The organism is Salipiger bermudensis (assembly GCF_017309175.1).
Lineage (GTDB): Bacteria > Pseudomonadota > Alphaproteobacteria > Rhodobacterales > Rhodobacteraceae > Salipiger > Salipiger bermudensis.
Genome location: NZ_JAEKJV010000008.1, coordinates 39775 through 55555 on the forward strand (window position 1 = coordinate 39775; position 15781 = coordinate 55555).

Consider the following 15781-nt stretch of genomic DNA (forward strand, 5'->3'; position numbering starts at 1 on the left):
GGCGGCCTTGACGGCGAGGACGCCCGTCGGTCGCGGGCGGCGCCCGCGGTCAGAGCAGCGCGCTAGAACTGCGCCTCACCCTTGTGACGCGCCACAAGCATCGACAGCGCATCCGCCATCGGCTTGGTGTCGCGCCCGGCGGTGACGCCGCCCACGGCGACCCGCTTGCCCATCCGCCACCACAGCCCGGGCTGCCAGGCGCGCGGCTGTTTCTCGTTGAGCTGAATCAGGAAGCCGTTCGAGGGCTTCATGGCGAACATCGAGCGGTCGACCTTGGCGATGTCCTCGACCCGCGCCAGCACTGCGCCGGAGCTGTCGCTCAGCCCGTGCTCGGTGAGGATCAGCTCGCGCCCGGTGGCACGCCACATCATCTGCGCCATCCACAGCGCCGCGACGCCGAGCAGCAGAAGCACCGCCTGCCAATAGATCTCGGCCGGGGGCTCGGCCACCAGCAGCCACAGCAGCAGCGCACCGAGGGCGGCCAGCGTGCCCACGCCGATGACCCGGCGCGCCGGGGTCGCGCTGACCCGCGCGATGATCTGGGTGTCGTCCATGTCGTCTCCCCTCCCCGGAGCGTCAGTCGCGCCGCGGATCGCGGGGATAGACGCCGAGAATCTCCAGTCGATTGGTGAAATACTCAAGCTCGTCCAGCGCGCGCTTCACCGCCGAATCCTCGGGATGACCCTCGATATCGGCGTAGAACTGCGTCGCGGTGAAGGAGCCGTTGACCATGTAGCTCTCGAGCTTGGTCATGTTGACGCCGTTGGTGGCGAAGCCGCCCATCGCCTTATAGAGCGCCGCCGGGATGTTGCGCACCTCGAAGATGAAGGTGGTCATCATGCCATGGGTGCCGCGGCGCGTCAGGTCGGCCTCTTTGCCCATGATCAGGAAGCGCGTGGTGTTGTGGGCGTGGTCCTCGATATGCTGCGCAAGGATCTCGAGCCCATAGGTCTCGGCGGCGAGGTCAGAGGCCAGAACGCCCTCGTCGCGCATGCCGCCCTCGGCCAGCTCGGCCGCCGCACCGGCGCTGTCCGCCGCCGCCTCGCCCTTGATGTCGTATTTCTCGAGAAAGCTCGCCGCCTGCGGGATCAGCACCAGATGGGCGCGCACCTTCTTCAACTCTTCGAGCTTCACCCCGGGCAACGCCATCAGGCTGATATGCACCCGTACAAAGGCCTCGTCGACGATGCGCAGGCCGCTTGCGGGCAGCAGACGGTGGATGTCGGCCACCCGACCATAGGTGGTGTTTTCCACCGGCAGCATCGCGAGCTTGGCGCGGCCGCTCTGCACCGCGTCGATCACCTCTTCGAAGGTGTGGCAGGGCAGTGCCTCCATGTCGGGCCGGGCATCGCGGCAGGCCTCGTGCGAATAGGCGCCAAGCTCTCCCTGAAAGGCGATCCGATCGGTCATGGGTGCGTCCAATTCTCTCTTTATCGATGCGCAATGGCCTCTTGCGCGATTGGTCGCGGCTTCTATACCTTGCCAGACGACAAGGGAAGCCGTAGACACCGGCCGGAGGACATTCTTGGGACACACAGCATATGTTTGACACGATGACGATTACCAAAGCGGTAGGCGGACTCTGCGGTGCGCTTCTGATCTACCTGCTGGGCAACTGGGTTGGCGAGTCACTCTACAGCACGGGTGGCGGCCACGGTGAGGAGCACGCGGCTGCATACGTCATCGACACCGGCAGCGAAGGCGCTGCCGAACCGGAAGAGGAAGTGGATTTCGCCACGCTGATGGCCGAGGCGGATGCCGGTGCCGGCGAGCGTGTCTTCGGCAAGTGCCGCGCGTGCCACAAGCTCGATGGTTCCGACGCCACCGGCCCGCACCTGAATGGTGTGGTGGGCCGCGAGATCGGCGCCGTTGGCGGCTTCGGCTATTCCGGCGCGCTCGACCAGGTGGGCGACGTCTGGAGCCCCGAGAACCTGTTCGCCTTCCTCGAGAGCCCGCGCAACACCGCGCCGGGCACCACGATGAGCTTTGCAGGTCTCAACAAGCCGGCCGACCGGGTTAACCTGATCGCCTATCTTCAGGGCACCAACTGATCCCAGAGATCGGTTTTCGAATTCCGAAAGGCCGCGCTTCGCCGCGGCCTTTTTCGTTGCTCGTTCCTGTCTCGCACAGCGCCGCCGCGACACGGCGAAATCGCGCGTCGTTCACGCAAACTCTAGCAAACACCGCTTGAATGTGGTCGCCGCGCACCCTTAGCTTACATCAACCGGCACGGAAGAAGCCGCCAGCAAGGGGAGCCCAGATGATCCGAACGATGACGCGCGCCGCCACCGCCCGACCTGCCCTGTCCCTCGGATCAGCGCTATTCGCTCTCAGCCTTGCGCTTTCGGCCCCGGGCGCCTTGGCCCAGGACGGCACGCAGGATGGCGAGACCATCATCACCTCGCACGGCGTCTCGTCCTTCGGCGAGCTGAAATATCCCGAAGGTTTCGCGCATTTCGACTACGTGAACCCGGAGGCCCCCAAGGGCGGCGAGATGTCGACTTGGGCGTTCGGCACCTTCGACAGCCTCACCCCCTACATCCTCAAGGGCAACGCCGCCGCCATGTCGACGGCGTTCTACGACAGCCTGCTCACCGGCACGCTGGACGAGCCCGACAGCATGTACGGCCTCGTCGCCGAGAGCGTCGAATACCCCGAGAGCCGCGAGTGGATCATTTTCCACATGCGCCCCGAGGCCACGTTCCGCGACGGCACGCCGGTCACCGCCGAAGACGTGGTGTTCTCGTTCAACATCCTCGTCGAGAAGGGCTTGCCGAGCTTCCGCGTGCAGTTCAACGACATCGAGAAAGCCGAGGCGCTCGACGAGCACACGGTGAAGTTCACCTTCGATCCCGAGGGCCCGCTGCGCGAGCTGCTGATGACCGCGGGCGGCCTGCCGATCTTCTCCAAGGCCTATTACGAGGATCGCGACTTCGCCGAGAGCAGCCTCGAGCCGCCGATGGGCTCGGGCGCCTACGAGCTGCTGTCGGTCGATCCCGGCCGCTCGGTCGCCTACAAGCTGCGCGACGACTACTGGGCCAAGGATCTGCCCGTGAACGTGGGCCAGAACAATTTCGACATCCTCCGCGTCGAGTATTTCGCCGATTACACAACTGCCTTCGAGGCCTTCAAGGGCGGTGCCTATACCTACCGCGAGGAGTACCAGTCGCGGATCTGGGCCACCGGTTACAACTTCCCGGCCATCGAGGAGGGCACCATCGAAGTCGAGACCCTGCCCGACGGCCGCCCCGCCGGCACCCAGGGCTTCTGGTTCAACCTGCGCCGCGAGAAGTTCCAGGATCCTCGCCTGCGCGAAGCGATCGGCATGGCGTTCAACTTCGAATGGGCGAACGAGAGCCTGTTCTACGGCCTTTATGACCGCACCGACAGCTTCTGGGAAAACTCCCAGACCCTGCAGGCCACCGGCATGCCGTCCGAGGCCGAGCTGGAACTGCTCGAGCCGATCCGCGAGCACATCCCCGAGACGGTGTTCACCGACGAGGCCTTCACCCCGGCCACCTCGAGCTCGACCGAGCTCGCCGACCGCCGCACCCTGCGGCAGGCCGGTCGGCTGCTGAACGAGGCCGGGTGGGAAGTGGGCGATGATGGCTTCCGCTACAAGGATGGCGAGCGCCTGACCATCGAGGTGCTCAATGACAGCCCCTCCTTCGAGCGCATCATCAACCCCTATATCGAGAACCTCAAACGCCTCGGCATCGAGGCCCGCGCCAACCGGGTTGATGCCGCCGAAGCGCAGGAGCGCCAAAAGAACTTCGAGTACGACATCGTCACCCAGCGCTTCGCCATGAGCCAGACGCCGGGCGACGAGCTGCGCTCGGTCTTCGGCTCGGAAACCGCCGACGTGCCCGGCTCGTCGAACATCGCGGGGCTGAAGAACGAGGGCGTCGACACGCTGATCCGCGCCATCGCCGATGCCGAGAGCCGCGAGGCGCTGACCACCGCGGTTCATGCGCTCGACCGGGTGCTCCGGGCGATGCACATCTGGGTGCCACAGTGGTACAAGGGCGTGCACAACATCGCCTATCTCGATGCCTATAGCCGCCCCTACGAGGACACCCCGCCCGCCTACGGACTCGGCGTGATGTCGCTGTGGTGGTGGGACGAAGACAAGGCCGCCGAGCTGCGCGCCGCAGGAGCACTGTAAGCCGGCCATGGGCGCCTATATCCTAAGACGACTGCTGCTGATCATCCCCACGTTGCTGGGCATCATGGTCATCAATTTCACGCTGGTGCAGTTCGTGCCCGGCGGCCCGATCGAACAGATCATCGCCCAGGTGCAAGGCCAGGGCGACGTGTTTGAGGGTTTTGCCGGCGGTGGCGGCGAGGTCGCCTCCGGCAGCGGCGGCGGAAGCGACGAATATGCCGGCGCCCGCGGCCTGCCGCCCGATTTCATCGAGGAGCTCGAGCGCGAGTTCGGCTTCGACAAGCCGCCTGTCGAGCGTTTCTTCAACATGCTGTGGAACTACATGCGGCTCGATTTCGGCGAGAGCTACTTCCGCTCGATCAGCGTCATCGATCTGGTGCTCGAGAAGATGCCGGTGTCGATCTCACTTGGCCTGTGGTCGACGCTGATCGCCTACGCCATCTCGATCCCGCTCGGCATCAAGAAGGCGGTTCAGGATGGCGGCACCTTCGACACCTGGACCTCGGGCGTGATCATCGTGGCCTATGCCATTCCCGGCTTCCTTTTCGCGATCCTGCTGCTGGTGCTCTTCGCCGGTGGCTCCTACTGGCAGATCTTCCCGCTTCGCGGCCTCACGTCGGACAACTGGGAAATGCTGAGTTGGCCCGCGAAGATCGCCGACTATTTCTGGCACATCGCGCTGCCGGTGATCGCCTCGACCATTGCCGCCTTCGCCACGCTGACGCTGCTGACCAAGAACAGCTTTCTCGACGAGATCAAGAAACACTACGTGATGACCGCCCGCGCCAAGGGCCTGACCGAGCGCCGGGTGCTCTATGGCCACGTCTTCCGCAACGCCATGCTGATCGTCATCGCCGGCTTCCCGGCGGTGTTCATCGGCGTGTTCTTCTCGGGCAGCCTGATCATTGAGACGATCTTCTCGCTCGACGGGCTGGGCCGTCTCGGCTTTGAGGCGGCGGTGGCGCGCGATTACCCGGTGATCTTCGGCACGCTGTTCATCTTCGGCCTGATCGGCCTCGTGGTCGGCATCCTGTCGGACCTGATGTACGTGCTGGTCGATCCGCGCATCGACTTCGAGAAGCGGGAGGGCTGAGATGAGCTACGAGCCCGATCCCGTGCGTACCGATGACGGCCGCGAGGGCGGAGGCGGCATCCGCCCCAACCCCGAGCCCGGCAAGCCGGTGGCGCCGATGCCGAAACCCGGCCGCTTCGCGCTGTCGCCGCTGAACCAGCGGCGCTGGCGGAACTTCCGCAAGAACGGTCGCGCCTTCTGGTCGCTGGTGATCTTCACCATCCTCTTCACCCTGTCGCTGTTTGCCGAGTTCATCGCCAACGACAAGCCGATCCTCGTGAACTACCGCGGCGAGTACCGGATGCCGATCTTCTCCTTCTACCCGGAGACCGCGTTTGGCGGCGATTTCCGCACCGAGGCGGTCTATCGCGACCCCGAGGTTCAGTGCCTGATCAAGACCGGCGGGCTCGACATGTGCTTCGACGACCCCGAAGGCCTGATCGAGGCGGTGGATGCCGGCGAGACGCTGGAGGGCGACTTCGACAAGGGCTGGATGCTCTGGCCGCCGATCCCCTACAGCTTCAACACCCCCGTCGACCGTCCCGGCGCCGCCCCCCTGCCGCCCAATGCGCAGAACTGGCTTGGCACCGACGACACCAAGCGCGATGTCGCCGCGCGGGTGATCTATGGCTTCCGCCTGTCGATCCTCTTCACCCTGATCGTGACGGTCAGCGCCTCTCTGATCGGCGTCGTCGCGGGCGCGCTGCAGGGCTATTTCGGCGGCTGGCTGGACCTCATCTTCCAGCGCGTGATCGAGATCTGGTCGGCGACTCCGTCGCTCTACGTCATCATCATCCTCTTCGCGATCCTGGGCCGAAGTTTCTGGCTCTTGGTGATCCTCACCGTGCTGTTCGGCTGGACCGCGCTCGTGGGTGTCGTGCGGGCCGAGTTCCTGCGCGCACGCAACCTCGAATACGTGCGCGCCGCCAAGGCGCTCGGCGTGTCGAACGCCACCATCATGTTCCGCCACATGCTGCCCAACGCCATGGTCGCCACGCTCACCATGCTGCCCTTCATCGTGACCGGCACGATCAGCACGCTCGCGAGCCTCGATTTCCTTGGCTTCGGCCTGCCCTCCTCGGCACCGTCTCTGGGCGAGCTGACACTGCAGGCCAAGCAGAACCTGCAGGCTCCGTGGCTGGGCTTCACCGCCTTCACCGTCTTCGCGCTGATGCTCTCCCTGCTCGTCTTCATCTTCGAAGGCGTGCGCGATGCCTTCGACCCGAGGAAGACCTTCTCATGAGCACGCTTCTCGAGGTGAAAGACCTCGTCGTCAGCTTCCGGCAGGACGGCAAGGAGACCCGCGCGGTCAAGGGCGTCTCCTTCGACCTGCAAAAGGGCGAGACCGTCGCGCTGGTGGGCGAGTCGGGCTCGGGCAAGTCGGTCACGGCGCTCTCGACCGTGTCGCTTCTGGGCGATGCCGCCCGCGTCGAGGGCTCGGTCACCTACAAGGGCAAGGAGATGATCGGCGCGCCGGGCAAGCTTCTTCGCGAGGTGCGCGGCAACGACATCAGCTTCATCTTTCAGGAGCCGATGACCTCGCTGAACCCGCTGCACACCCTGGAGAAGCAACTTTCGGAGAGCATCGCCCTGCATCAGGGTCTGACCGGCGACAAGGCGCGCGCCCGGATCATCGACCTGCTCAACAAGGTGGGCATCCGCGATCCCGAAAGCCGGCTCTCGGCCTATCCGCACCAGCTCTCGGGCGGGCAGCGTCAGCGCGTGATGATCGCCATGGCGCTGGCCAACGGCCCCGACCTGCTGATCGCCGATGAGCCCACCACGGCGCTCGACGTGACCATCCAGGCGCAGATCCTCGAGCTTCTGGCCGAGCTCAAGGAGGCCGAGCACATGAGCCTCCTGTTCATCACCCACGACCTCAACATCGTGCGCCGCTTCGCCGACCGGGTCTGCGTGATGAAGCAGGGCGAGATCGTCGAGCAGGGCCGCACCAAGGATATCTTCGATAATCCGCAGCACCCCTATACCCGGATGCTGATCTCGGCCGAGAGCACGGGACTGCCCGATCCGGTCGAGACCGGATCGGAAGAGATCGCCAGCGCCGACCATCTGAAGATCTGGTTCCCGATCCAGCAGGGCTTCCTGAAGAAGACCGTGGGCCACGTGAAGGCCGTGAACGACGCAAGCTTCACCGTGCGCGCCGGCGAGACCGTGGGCATCGTCGGCGAAAGCGGCTCGGGCAAGACCACGCTGGCGCTCGCCATGATGCGGCTGATCCAGTCCGAGGGCGGCATCACCTATCGCGGGCAGGACGTGCGCGGCTGGTCGACCCGGCAGCTGCGCAAGCTACGCTCCGAGATCCAGATCGTGTTCCAGGACCCGTTCGGCTCGCTCTCGCCACGCATGACCTGCGAACAGATCATCGCAGAAGGTCTGGGCGTGCACGGCTCGCCTGATGGCAAGCCTGCCTCTCAGGCGGTGGACGAGGTGATGCGCGAGGTGGGGCTCGACCCGGCCAGCAAGCACCGCTACCCGCACGAGTTCTCCGGCGGTCAGCGCCAGCGCATCGCCATCGCCCGCGCCATGGTGCTGCGGCCCCGGCTGGTTGTGCTCGATGAGCCGACCTCGGCGCTCGACATGACGGTGCAGGTGCAGATCGTCGACCTCCTGCGCGAGCTTCAGCGCAAGTACGACCTCGCCTACCTGTTCATCTCGCACGACCTCAAGGTGGTGCGCGCCATGAGCCACAAGATCATCGTGATGAAGCAGGGCGACGTGGTCGAGATGGGCGAGGCCCGCGAGGTCTTCGAGCGCCCGAAATCCGACTACACCCGCAGGCTCTTTGCCGCCGCCTTCGAGCTGGCCGGCTAGAGACGCGAAACGCCCGGCCCTCTCGCGAAGGGCCGGGCGCGTCTCTCTATCAGATCAGACCGCCGAGCTGTGACCGGCCTTGGACAGGTCGTAGGCATCGAAATGGCGCGCGATCATCCGCGTCAGGGGCCGCGCCTCGACCGGCACGAAAAGCCCGTCTTCGGTGATCTCCAGCAGCCCCTCGAAGGCATTGTTCACCCGCTTGAACATGGCATTCAGCGCGCTCTCACTGATGCCGTAATCGCGCATCAGCTCGCCCGAGCGGATTCGGAAATCGCACATCAGCATCTCGATCATCCGCGCCCGCAGCGTGTCTTCCCCGCTGAAGGCGTGGCCTTTCGCGGTGGCGAAGCGCCCGTCGCGGATCGACCCGGTATAGACACCGGTCGAAGGCGCGTTCTGCGCGTAGCCCTGCGGGAATTTTGAGATCGACGAGGCCCCGAGCCCGATCAGCACCTCGGAGGTGTCATCGGTATAGCCCTGGAAATTGCGCCGCAGCCGCCCGGTCTTCTGGGCGATGGCGAGCCCGTCATCGGGCGCCGCGAAGTGGTCGATGCCGATCTCGGCATAGCCGTCCCAGACGAAGAGCCTGCGCGCGGTGTCGAAGAGGTCGAGCCGCTCGGACGGGGTGGGCAGCGCCTCGGAGGGGATCATCTGCTGGCGCTTGGCCATCCACGGCACATGCGCGTAGCCGTAGAGGGCTACCCGGTCGGGCGCGAAGGAGAGCAGCTTCTGCACCGTTTCGGTGATACGCGAGCGTGTCTGGTGCGGCAGGCCGTAGAGGATATCGGCGTTGAGGCTGTGCACGCCGCGCTCGCGGATCATCTCGACCGCTTCGCGGGTCACGTCGTAGCCTTGCGGCCGTCCGATGGTCTGCTGGATCTCCTCGTCGAAATCCTGCACCCCGATCGAGGCGCGATTCATGCCGCCTGCGGCCAGAACATCCAGCCGCTCGCCATCCAGTTCGTTGGGGTCGATCTCGACCGAGAACTCGGCATTGTCGGCGAACTCCGCCACCTCGTGCACCTTGTCGATCAGCGCCCGCATGAGATCCGGCGACAGCAGAGTCGGCGTGCCGCCGCCCCAATGCAGACGCGACAGCTTCACGCCACGCGGCAGGTGCCGCTTGAGCAGGTCGAGCTCGGCCTTGAGGGTTTCGACATAGGTCTCCACCGGACCAAGCGTCGCGGTGCCCTGCGTCCGGCAGGCGCAGAACCAGCAAAGTCTGCGACAGAACGGCACATGCAGGTAGAGCGATACCGTTCCGTTTTCCGGCACGGCCTCGATCCAGGAGGCAAATTGCCCCGGTGTGACCGCATTCGAGAAATGCGGGGCTGTGGGGTAGCTCGTGTACCGGGGGACCTTCGCGTCGAAGAGCCCCAACCGCGAGAGTTGTGTTCGAGTGTTCATGCGCTTACATTTAGAAAGGAGCCACTAGCGCAACTTTGACCCAGATCAAGACCGCGTATTCGTTTCGATCTTCCGTCGGGCCAGTAGACAGGATTGTTCTAAAATTATGCTTAACGAACGCAGCCTCTCCGTTTCGCAGGAATGCGCCGAGTGCCCGATCCGTCACAGAGCCGTCTGTGCGCGCTGCGAGTCGGATGAACTCGAGCGCCTGGAAGAGATCAAGTACTACCGGAAGTTCGAGGCCGGCCAGACCGTTATCTGGTCCGGCGACCGGATGGATTTCGTCGGCTCCGTGGTGTCGGGCATCGCCACCCTGACGCAGACGATGGAAGACGGGCGCACCCAGATGGTGGGCCTTCTGCTGCCGAGCGATTTCGTCGGCAGGCCCGGCCGCTCCAATGCCGCCTATGACGTGGTTGCGACCACCGATCTGGTGATGTGCTGCTTCCGCAAGTCGCCCTTCGAAGAGCTGATGCGCCAGACCCCGCACATCGCCCAGCGATTGCTGGAGATGACCCTCGACGAGCTCGACGCCGCGCGCGAATGGATGCTGGTGCTGGGGCGCAAGACCGCGCGCGAGAAGATCGCCTCGCTGCTGTCGATCATTGCCCGCCGCGATGCCTCGATCAACATGACCACGGCGCATGGCAACATCGTCTTCGACCTGCCGCTGACCCGCGAGGCGATGGCCGATTACCTCGGCCTGACGCTGGAAACCGTGAGCCGGCAGATCTCGGCGCTGCGCAAGGACGGGGTCATCGAGCTCGAGGGCAAGCGCCACGTCACCGTGCCCGACATGTCCCGCCTGCTCGAAGAGGCCGGCGACGACGCCGATGGCGGCGTCTTCGCCTGAAGCTTGGTCTCAGGCTTCGAACAGGGTCTCGAAGCCGCCGAAGATCATGCGCTTGCCGTCGAACGGCATGTCCATCATCTCGCCCCAGCGCGGATCTGTCTCCATCGAGGCCCAGCAGGCATCGCAGGTCGCCTTGTCAGGCCAGAGGATCCAAGAGAACACCACCGCCTCGCCCTCCTGACGCTTCACCGCCATCGGAAGGGACGTCACCTCGCCGTCGGGCACATCCGCTTCCCAGCATTCACGAATGCCGGTGGCGCCGTAATCCTTGAACAGCTGCCAGCTCTTCTCTGCACTGACGCGATAGGCGTCCTTGTTCTCGATCGGAACGGCGGCCATGAAACCGGATACGTAGGACATGAGTGATGCCTCCCTTTTGCAATCGGGGGAAGCGTAGCCCGGCCCGGTCATGCGCCCAAGTCTACGGTGCCCCGGCTCGGCGGTTTCGCGCCGCCCGCAAACGAGAAAGGCGGCGCATGATGCGCCGCCCCGTGTTCTGCGTCTTGCGGTCTGATCCAGCTCAATGGGCCAGGAAGACCGGCACCTCCGCCTGTTCGAGCATGTTGCGGGTTGCCCCGCCGAGGATCGCTTCGCGGAAGCGCGAGTGGCCATAAGCCCCCATCACGATCATGTCCGCATCAAGATCCTGCACGTGGCGGCAGAGCACGTCCGACACCCGCGGCATGGTCTTCGACAGCACGTCGATCTCGGTCTTGACGCCGTGCCGTGCGAGGTACTGCGACAGCGCCCCGCCCGGATCCGAGCGGTTCGGCCCATGCTGCGGCGGATCGATGACCACCACGTGCACGTTGTCGGCGCTCTGCAGCAGCGGAAGCGACGCCCGAACCGCGCGCAGCGCCTCGTTGCTCTCGTTCCAGCCAATCACGACGCGCGACGGCGTCGCGGTCGGGGTGACCGTGTCGGGCACCACCAACACAGGGGTCTGGCCCTCGAAGAGCGCCCCCTCGGTCACCGGCTCGAGCTCGACGCCATGTTCCTTGCCATAGGGCTTGGGCAGCACCACGAGATCGGCAAAGCGCGCCCGACCGGCCACGTGGCGGCCGATATCCGCAAGCTGCGCGACGCCGTCCTCGACCGCCCAGCGCGCCTCTTTCTTGCCCAGCGCGGCGCGGACAACGCCCGCGAGCTTCTCGGCATCGGAGGTGGCGCGGGTGATCGTCTCCTGCAAAATCATCGCGTTGGCACCGGCGTAATAATAGCCGGTCTGGGTCCGGTCGACGCCAAAGCACAATGCATCGAGATGCGCATCCCAGCCGGCGGCGAGTGCGGCGGCATGGTCCACGGTCGACTGGGCCAGGGCCTCGTCGCTGACCACGGTAAGAATTGTCTTGTAGCCCATCTTTTCGTCTCCTCGGAAGTTCTGTGGCCTCGCTCACACTCTACGGCGGCGCGAATGACCGCACTTTGACAATGCTCAAGGCCTTGGGCGGAAAGCCTTGATACAGATCAAAGTGATCCGGGAGGGAAATCCGCATTAACCGGTCAGTCTAAAACCGCCCGCGCGGCAACGAATCGTGCGGGAGAGAGACGAAGGGACGAACAATGATCAATTACCTCAAGCTCATCTTGCTTGGCGTGGTGGCGATCTTCTCGCTGATCGCGGCCAACTACGCTCGGGATGCGGCTTACATGGTCCACGCCATCATCATCTTCCTGGTGACAGCCGGGCTTTTCCTGTGGACCCTCCGCCAAACCGATGAACCCGTACCCGCCAAGGTGCTGGAAACCTCCTATCTCGACGGCGTGGTACGCTACGGCGTCATCGCCACAGCCTTCTGGGGCGTGGTGGGCTTTGCCGCCGGCACCTTTATCGCCGCGCAGCTCGCCTTCCCGGTGCTCAATTTCGACTGGGCCCAGGGCTACATGAACTTCGGCAGGCTGCGTCCGCTGCACACATCGGCGGTGATCTTCGCCTTCGGTGGCAACGCCCTGATCGCAACGTCCTTCTACGTCGTCCAGCGCACCTCGGCCGCCCGTCTCTGGGGCGGCAACCTCGCGTGGTTCGTGTTCTGGGGCTACAACCTGTTCATCGTCCTCGCCGCGACCGGCTACCTGCTCGGTGGCACCCAGTCGAAGGAATATGCCGAGCCCGAATGGTACGTCGATCTCTGGCTGACCATCGTCTGGCTGGCCTATCTCGCGGTCTTCGTCGGCACCATCGTGAAGCGCAAGGAACCCCACATCTACGTGGCGAACTGGTTCTACCTGAGCTTCATCATCACCGTCGCCATGCTGCACGTGTTCAACAACCTCAGCATCCCGGTCTCGATCTGGGGCTCCAAGTCGGTGCAGGTGTTCTCGGGCGTGCAGGACGCGATGACCCAGTGGTGGTACGGCCACAACGCCGTGGGCTTCTTCCTGACTGCGGGCTTCCTCGGCATGATGTATTACTTCGTGCCCAAGCAGGCCGAGCGCCCTGTGTTCTCCTACAAGCTCTCGATCGTGCACTTCTGGGCGCTGATCTTCATCTACATCTGGGCCGGTCCGCACCACCTGCACTACACCGCCCTGCCCGACTGGGCCTCGACCCTCGGCATGGTGTTCTCGATCGTGCTCTGGATGCCCTCCTGGGGTGGCATGATCAACGGCCTGATGACCCTCTCGGGCGCCTGGGACAAGCTGCGCACCGACCCCATCATGCGAATGCTGGTGATCTCGGTCGGCTTCTACGGCATGTCCACCTTCGAAGGCCCGATGATGTCGATCCGCGCGGTGAACTCGCTGTCGCACTACACCGACTGGACCATTGGCCACGTGCACTCCGGCGCGCTTGGCTGGAACGGAATGATCACCTTCGGTGCGCTCTACTTCCTGACGCCCAAGCTCTGGAACCGCGAGCGTCTGTATTCGCTCAGCCTCGTGTCCTGGCACTTCTGGCTCGCCACCATCGGCATCGTGCTCTACGCCGCCTCGATGTGGGTGACCGGCATCATGGAAGGCCTGATGTGGCGTGAGGTGGATGCCAACGGCTTCCTGGTGAACTCCTTCGCCGACACCGTGTCCGCCAAGTTCCCGATGTATGTTGTCCGCGCCCTCGGCGGTGGCCTCTACATCACCGGCTCGATCATCATGTGCTACAACCTCTGGATGACCGTGAAGCGGGCACCGGCCGTCGAGGCCAGCGCTGCGGCTGCTCACGCCACCCCGGCCGAATAAGGAGGGCCGAGACAATGAGCATTCTCGACAAACACGGAATCCTCGAGAAGAACGTCACCCTGCTGGCCATCTTCGCCTTCCTGGTGGTGACCATCGGGGGCCTGGTCCAGATCTTGCCGCTCTTCTACCTCGAGAACACCATCGAGGAGGTCGAGGGCATGCGGCCTTACACGCCGCTGGAGCTGGCCGGGCGGGACATCTACATCCGCGAGGGCTGCTACGTCTGCCACTCGCAGATGATCCGCCCGATGCGCGACGAGGTCGAACGTTACGGCCACTACTCTCTGGCGGCGGAGTCGCAATACGACCACCCGTTCCAGTGGGGCTCGAAGCGGACGGGGCCCGACCTCGCCCGCGTCGGCGGCCGCTACTCGGACGAGTGGCACGTCGACCACCTGCGCGATCCGCAATCGGTGGTGCCGGAATCGGTCATGCCCAAGTACGGCTTCCTCGAAGCCAAGCTGATCGAGGGCGAGCACATCCAGGACCTGATGTCGACGCATCGCTTCGTGGGCGTGCCCTACACCGAAGAGATGATCGAGGCCGGCTTCCAGGACTTCCTGGCGCAGTCGAACCCCGACAGCGACTATGACGGGCTGCTCGAGCGCTACGGCGACGACGTCAACGTGCGCAACTTCGACGGCCAGCCCGGGATCTCCGAGCTCGACGCCCTGATCGCCTACCTTCAGATGCTCGGTACGCTGGTCGATTTCTCGACCTTCGAACCCGATGCAAGCCGCTGAGGTCGCGTGATGGATCCAGAGCTTTACAACACGCTGCGTCACTTCGCGGACAGCTGGGGCCTGCTGGCGATGTTCGTCTTCTTCCTTGGTGTGATCGTCTGGGCCCTGCGCCCGGGCAGCCGCAAGACCCATGAGGACGTCGCCAACATCCCGTTCCGCAACGAAGACAAACCGATCGCGCCCCATAAGGCCGACCCCGCCCAGGACTGAGGAGACGGGACATGAGTGACAACAACAAGAAAGACGACCAAGACTACGAGACGACCGGCCATTCCTGGGACGGCATCGAGGAGTACAACAAGCCGCTGCCGAAGTGGTGGCTGATGATCTTCTATGCCTGCATCGTCTGGGGCGTCGGTTACACCATCGCCTACCCGGCCTGGCCGGGCGTGCGCACCGCGACCGCCGGCCTTCTGGGCTGGTCGACCCGCGGCAATGTCGAACAGGCGATCCAGGATCACGAGGCCGAACTGGCGCCGATCAACGAGCGTCTGGCCTCGGCCGAGCTGACCGAGATCGCCGGCGACCCCGAGCTGAACACCTACGCGCAGAACGCCGGCGCCGCGGTGTTCCGCACCTGGTGCGCCCAGTGTCACGGGTCGGGTGCGGCCGGTGCAAAGGGTTATCCCAACCTGCTGGACGACGACTGGCTCTGGGGCGGCACGATCGAGGACATCCACTACACGGTGACCGCGGGGATCCGGAACGAGGACACGGATGAGGAGTGGCTTCGCCAGTCCGCGATGCCGGCTTTCGGTCGGGATGACTTGCTCAGCGGTGAAGAGATCGATCAGGTCGTCAACTTCGTCATGACGCTCTCGGGCGAAGAGCCCCGGGATGCCTCGCTGGTCGAGGCCGGTGCCGAGGTCTACGACATCAACTGCGCCTCCTGCCACGCAGAGGATGGCACCGGCGACCGGATGCAGGGCGCGCCGAACCTGACCGACGCGATCTGGCTCTATGGCGGCGATTACGAGACGCTGCACGAGACGGTCTACAACGCCCGTTACGGCGTCATGCCTGCGATGGGCGGGGCCGATCTGAGCGAAGCGGAGATCCGCGCCGTGGCCACCTACGTCCACGGGCTCGGCGGGGGCGAATAACCCCTCCAGAGAAAACCTTCGGGCCGCAAGGCCCGGAGGCCAGCGCCGGTGCCCCACCTGTTCGCGCGTTTCCAGGGGCACCGGCGCTTTTTTGTGCCCAAACGGCAGCACTCGTACGAGGGATACCTGAGAGTAAGGGCCCACCCTCGATGCGATCAAGAGCGGGCCCCGAAATCCTCACTGAACGATGTATCTTTTTGTGTCACCAGCGGCGCGCTTCCTGGCGGCCATTGGTGCGGCGCAGCCTCTCGGCCTCGTTGCGCTCGCTGACGCTCCAGCGGCGCTTGTCCTGCTCCAGACGGCTGGCAGTCATGAAAGATTTTGCGTAGATCCCGAGCATATCGCTTCTCCTGTTCTGGCGTTTTCCTACGCTCATACTTGACGCATTGCTGCGTTTCGGGCGAGTCAGGAAGAATGCACCTATGT

16 protein-coding genes are annotated in these 15781 nt (G+C 64.6%); 10 read left to right on the plus strand and 6 right to left on the minus strand.

All coding sequences use genetic code 11. The features are described 5' to 3' along the window. Positions 1-62 precede the first annotated feature (62 nt). Positions 63-554: a hypothetical protein gene (locus JF542_RS12195; RefSeq protein WP_207076045.1), complete on the minus strand. Its 492-nt coding sequence runs from the start codon at positions 552-554 to the stop codon at positions 63-65. Positions 555-576: 22 nt separating this feature from the next. Then, complete coding sequence (locus JF542_RS12200; protein ID WP_207076046.1) at positions 577-1410, minus strand: prephenate dehydratase; 834 nt, start codon at positions 1408-1410, stop codon at positions 577-579. Between the two features lie 131 nt (positions 1411-1541). Between JF542_RS12200 and JF542_RS12205 the strand changes: the two genes are divergently transcribed. The 5 genes from JF542_RS12205 to JF542_RS12225 all read left to right on the plus strand — a co-directional run bounded on the left by JF542_RS12205 (position 1542) and on the right by JF542_RS12225 (position 8069). Then, positions 1542-2051, plus strand: a complete 510-nt coding sequence (locus tag JF542_RS12205; protein ID WP_007793272.1) for a c-type cytochrome — start codon at positions 1542-1544, stop codon at positions 2049-2051. A 209-nt stretch (positions 2052-2260) separates the two neighbouring features. Continuing rightward, the gene (locus tag JF542_RS12210; RefSeq protein ID WP_207076047.1) at positions 2261-4165 is read left to right on the plus strand and encodes an extracellular solute-binding protein; all 1905 of its coding nucleotides are present in this window, start codon (positions 2261-2263) and stop codon (positions 4163-4165) included. A 7-nt stretch (positions 4166-4172) separates the two neighbouring features. Continuing rightward, the gene (locus tag JF542_RS12215) at positions 4173-5258 is read left to right on the plus strand and encodes a microcin C ABC transporter permease YejB (protein ID WP_207076048.1); all 1086 of its coding nucleotides are present in this window, start codon (positions 4173-4175) and stop codon (positions 5256-5258) included. Between the two features lie 97 nt (positions 5259-5355). Continuing rightward, a complete protein-coding gene (locus tag JF542_RS12220) occupies positions 5356-6480 on the plus strand; it encodes an ABC transporter permease (RefSeq protein WP_040545067.1) in 1125 nt (374 codons plus the stop codon). Further along, positions 6477-8069: an ABC transporter ATP-binding protein gene (locus JF542_RS12225; RefSeq protein WP_207076049.1), complete on the plus strand. Its 1593-nt coding sequence runs from the start codon at positions 6477-6479 to the stop codon at positions 8067-8069. Before JF542_RS12220 ends, JF542_RS12225 begins: the two co-directional genes overlap by 4 nt. Positions 8070-8123: 54 nt before the next feature. Here JF542_RS12225 and hemN read toward each other — a convergent pair whose 3' ends face one another. After that, positions 8124-9479: an oxygen-independent coproporphyrinogen III oxidase gene (gene hemN, locus JF542_RS12230; RefSeq protein WP_207076050.1), complete on the minus strand. Its 1356-nt coding sequence runs from the start codon at positions 9477-9479 to the stop codon at positions 8124-8126. A 106-nt stretch (positions 9480-9585) separates the two neighbouring features. Here hemN and fnrL point away from each other — a divergent pair, with 106 nt between their 5' ends. Next, on the plus strand, positions 9586-10332 hold the full coding sequence (fnrL, locus tag JF542_RS12235) for a transcriptional regulator FnrL (protein ID WP_007793291.1): 747 nt from the start codon (positions 9586-9588) through the stop codon (positions 10330-10332). 9 nt (positions 10333-10341) lie between these two features. On the opposite strand, the gene JF542_RS12240 is transcribed toward fnrL, so the two are convergent. Beyond that, positions 10342-10692, minus strand: a complete 351-nt coding sequence (locus JF542_RS12240; protein ID WP_207076051.1) for a DUF1428 domain-containing protein — start codon at positions 10690-10692, stop codon at positions 10342-10344. Positions 10693-10852: 160 nt separating this feature from the next. Further along, positions 10853-11692, minus strand: a complete 840-nt coding sequence (locus JF542_RS12245; RefSeq protein ID WP_207076052.1) for a universal stress protein — start codon at positions 11690-11692, stop codon at positions 10853-10855. Positions 11693-11895: 203 nt separating this feature from the next. Here JF542_RS12245 and ccoN point away from each other — a divergent pair, with 203 nt between their 5' ends. The 4 genes from ccoN to ccoP are packed head-to-tail and all read left to right on the plus strand — an operon-like array spanning position 11896 to position 15355. Further along, complete coding sequence (gene ccoN, locus JF542_RS12250) at positions 11896-13509, plus strand: cytochrome-c oxidase, cbb3-type subunit I (RefSeq protein WP_007793301.1); 1614 nt, start codon at positions 11896-11898, stop codon at positions 13507-13509. A gap of 14 nt (positions 13510-13523) precedes the next feature. Beyond that, the gene (ccoO, locus tag JF542_RS12255) at positions 13524-14252 is read left to right on the plus strand and encodes a cytochrome-c oxidase, cbb3-type subunit II (protein ID WP_207076053.1); all 729 of its coding nucleotides are present in this window, start codon (positions 13524-13526) and stop codon (positions 14250-14252) included. A 9-nt stretch (positions 14253-14261) separates the two neighbouring features. Beyond that, complete coding sequence (locus JF542_RS12260; protein WP_007793304.1) at positions 14262-14462, plus strand: CcoQ/FixQ family Cbb3-type cytochrome c oxidase assembly chaperone; 201 nt, start codon at positions 14262-14264, stop codon at positions 14460-14462. 11 nt (positions 14463-14473) lie between these two features. Continuing rightward, a complete protein-coding gene (gene ccoP, locus JF542_RS12265) occupies positions 14474-15355 on the plus strand; it encodes a cytochrome-c oxidase, cbb3-type subunit III (RefSeq protein ID WP_007793306.1) in 882 nt (293 codons plus the stop codon). 202 nt (positions 15356-15557) lie between these two features. Here ccoP and JF542_RS12270 read toward each other — a convergent pair whose 3' ends face one another. Next, positions 15558-15695 carry a hypothetical protein gene (locus JF542_RS12270; protein ID WP_007793308.1) on the minus strand — a complete coding sequence of 46 codons (138 nt, stop codon included), beginning with the start codon at positions 15693-15695 and terminating at the stop codon, positions 15558-15560. Positions 15696-15781 lie beyond the last annotated feature (86 nt).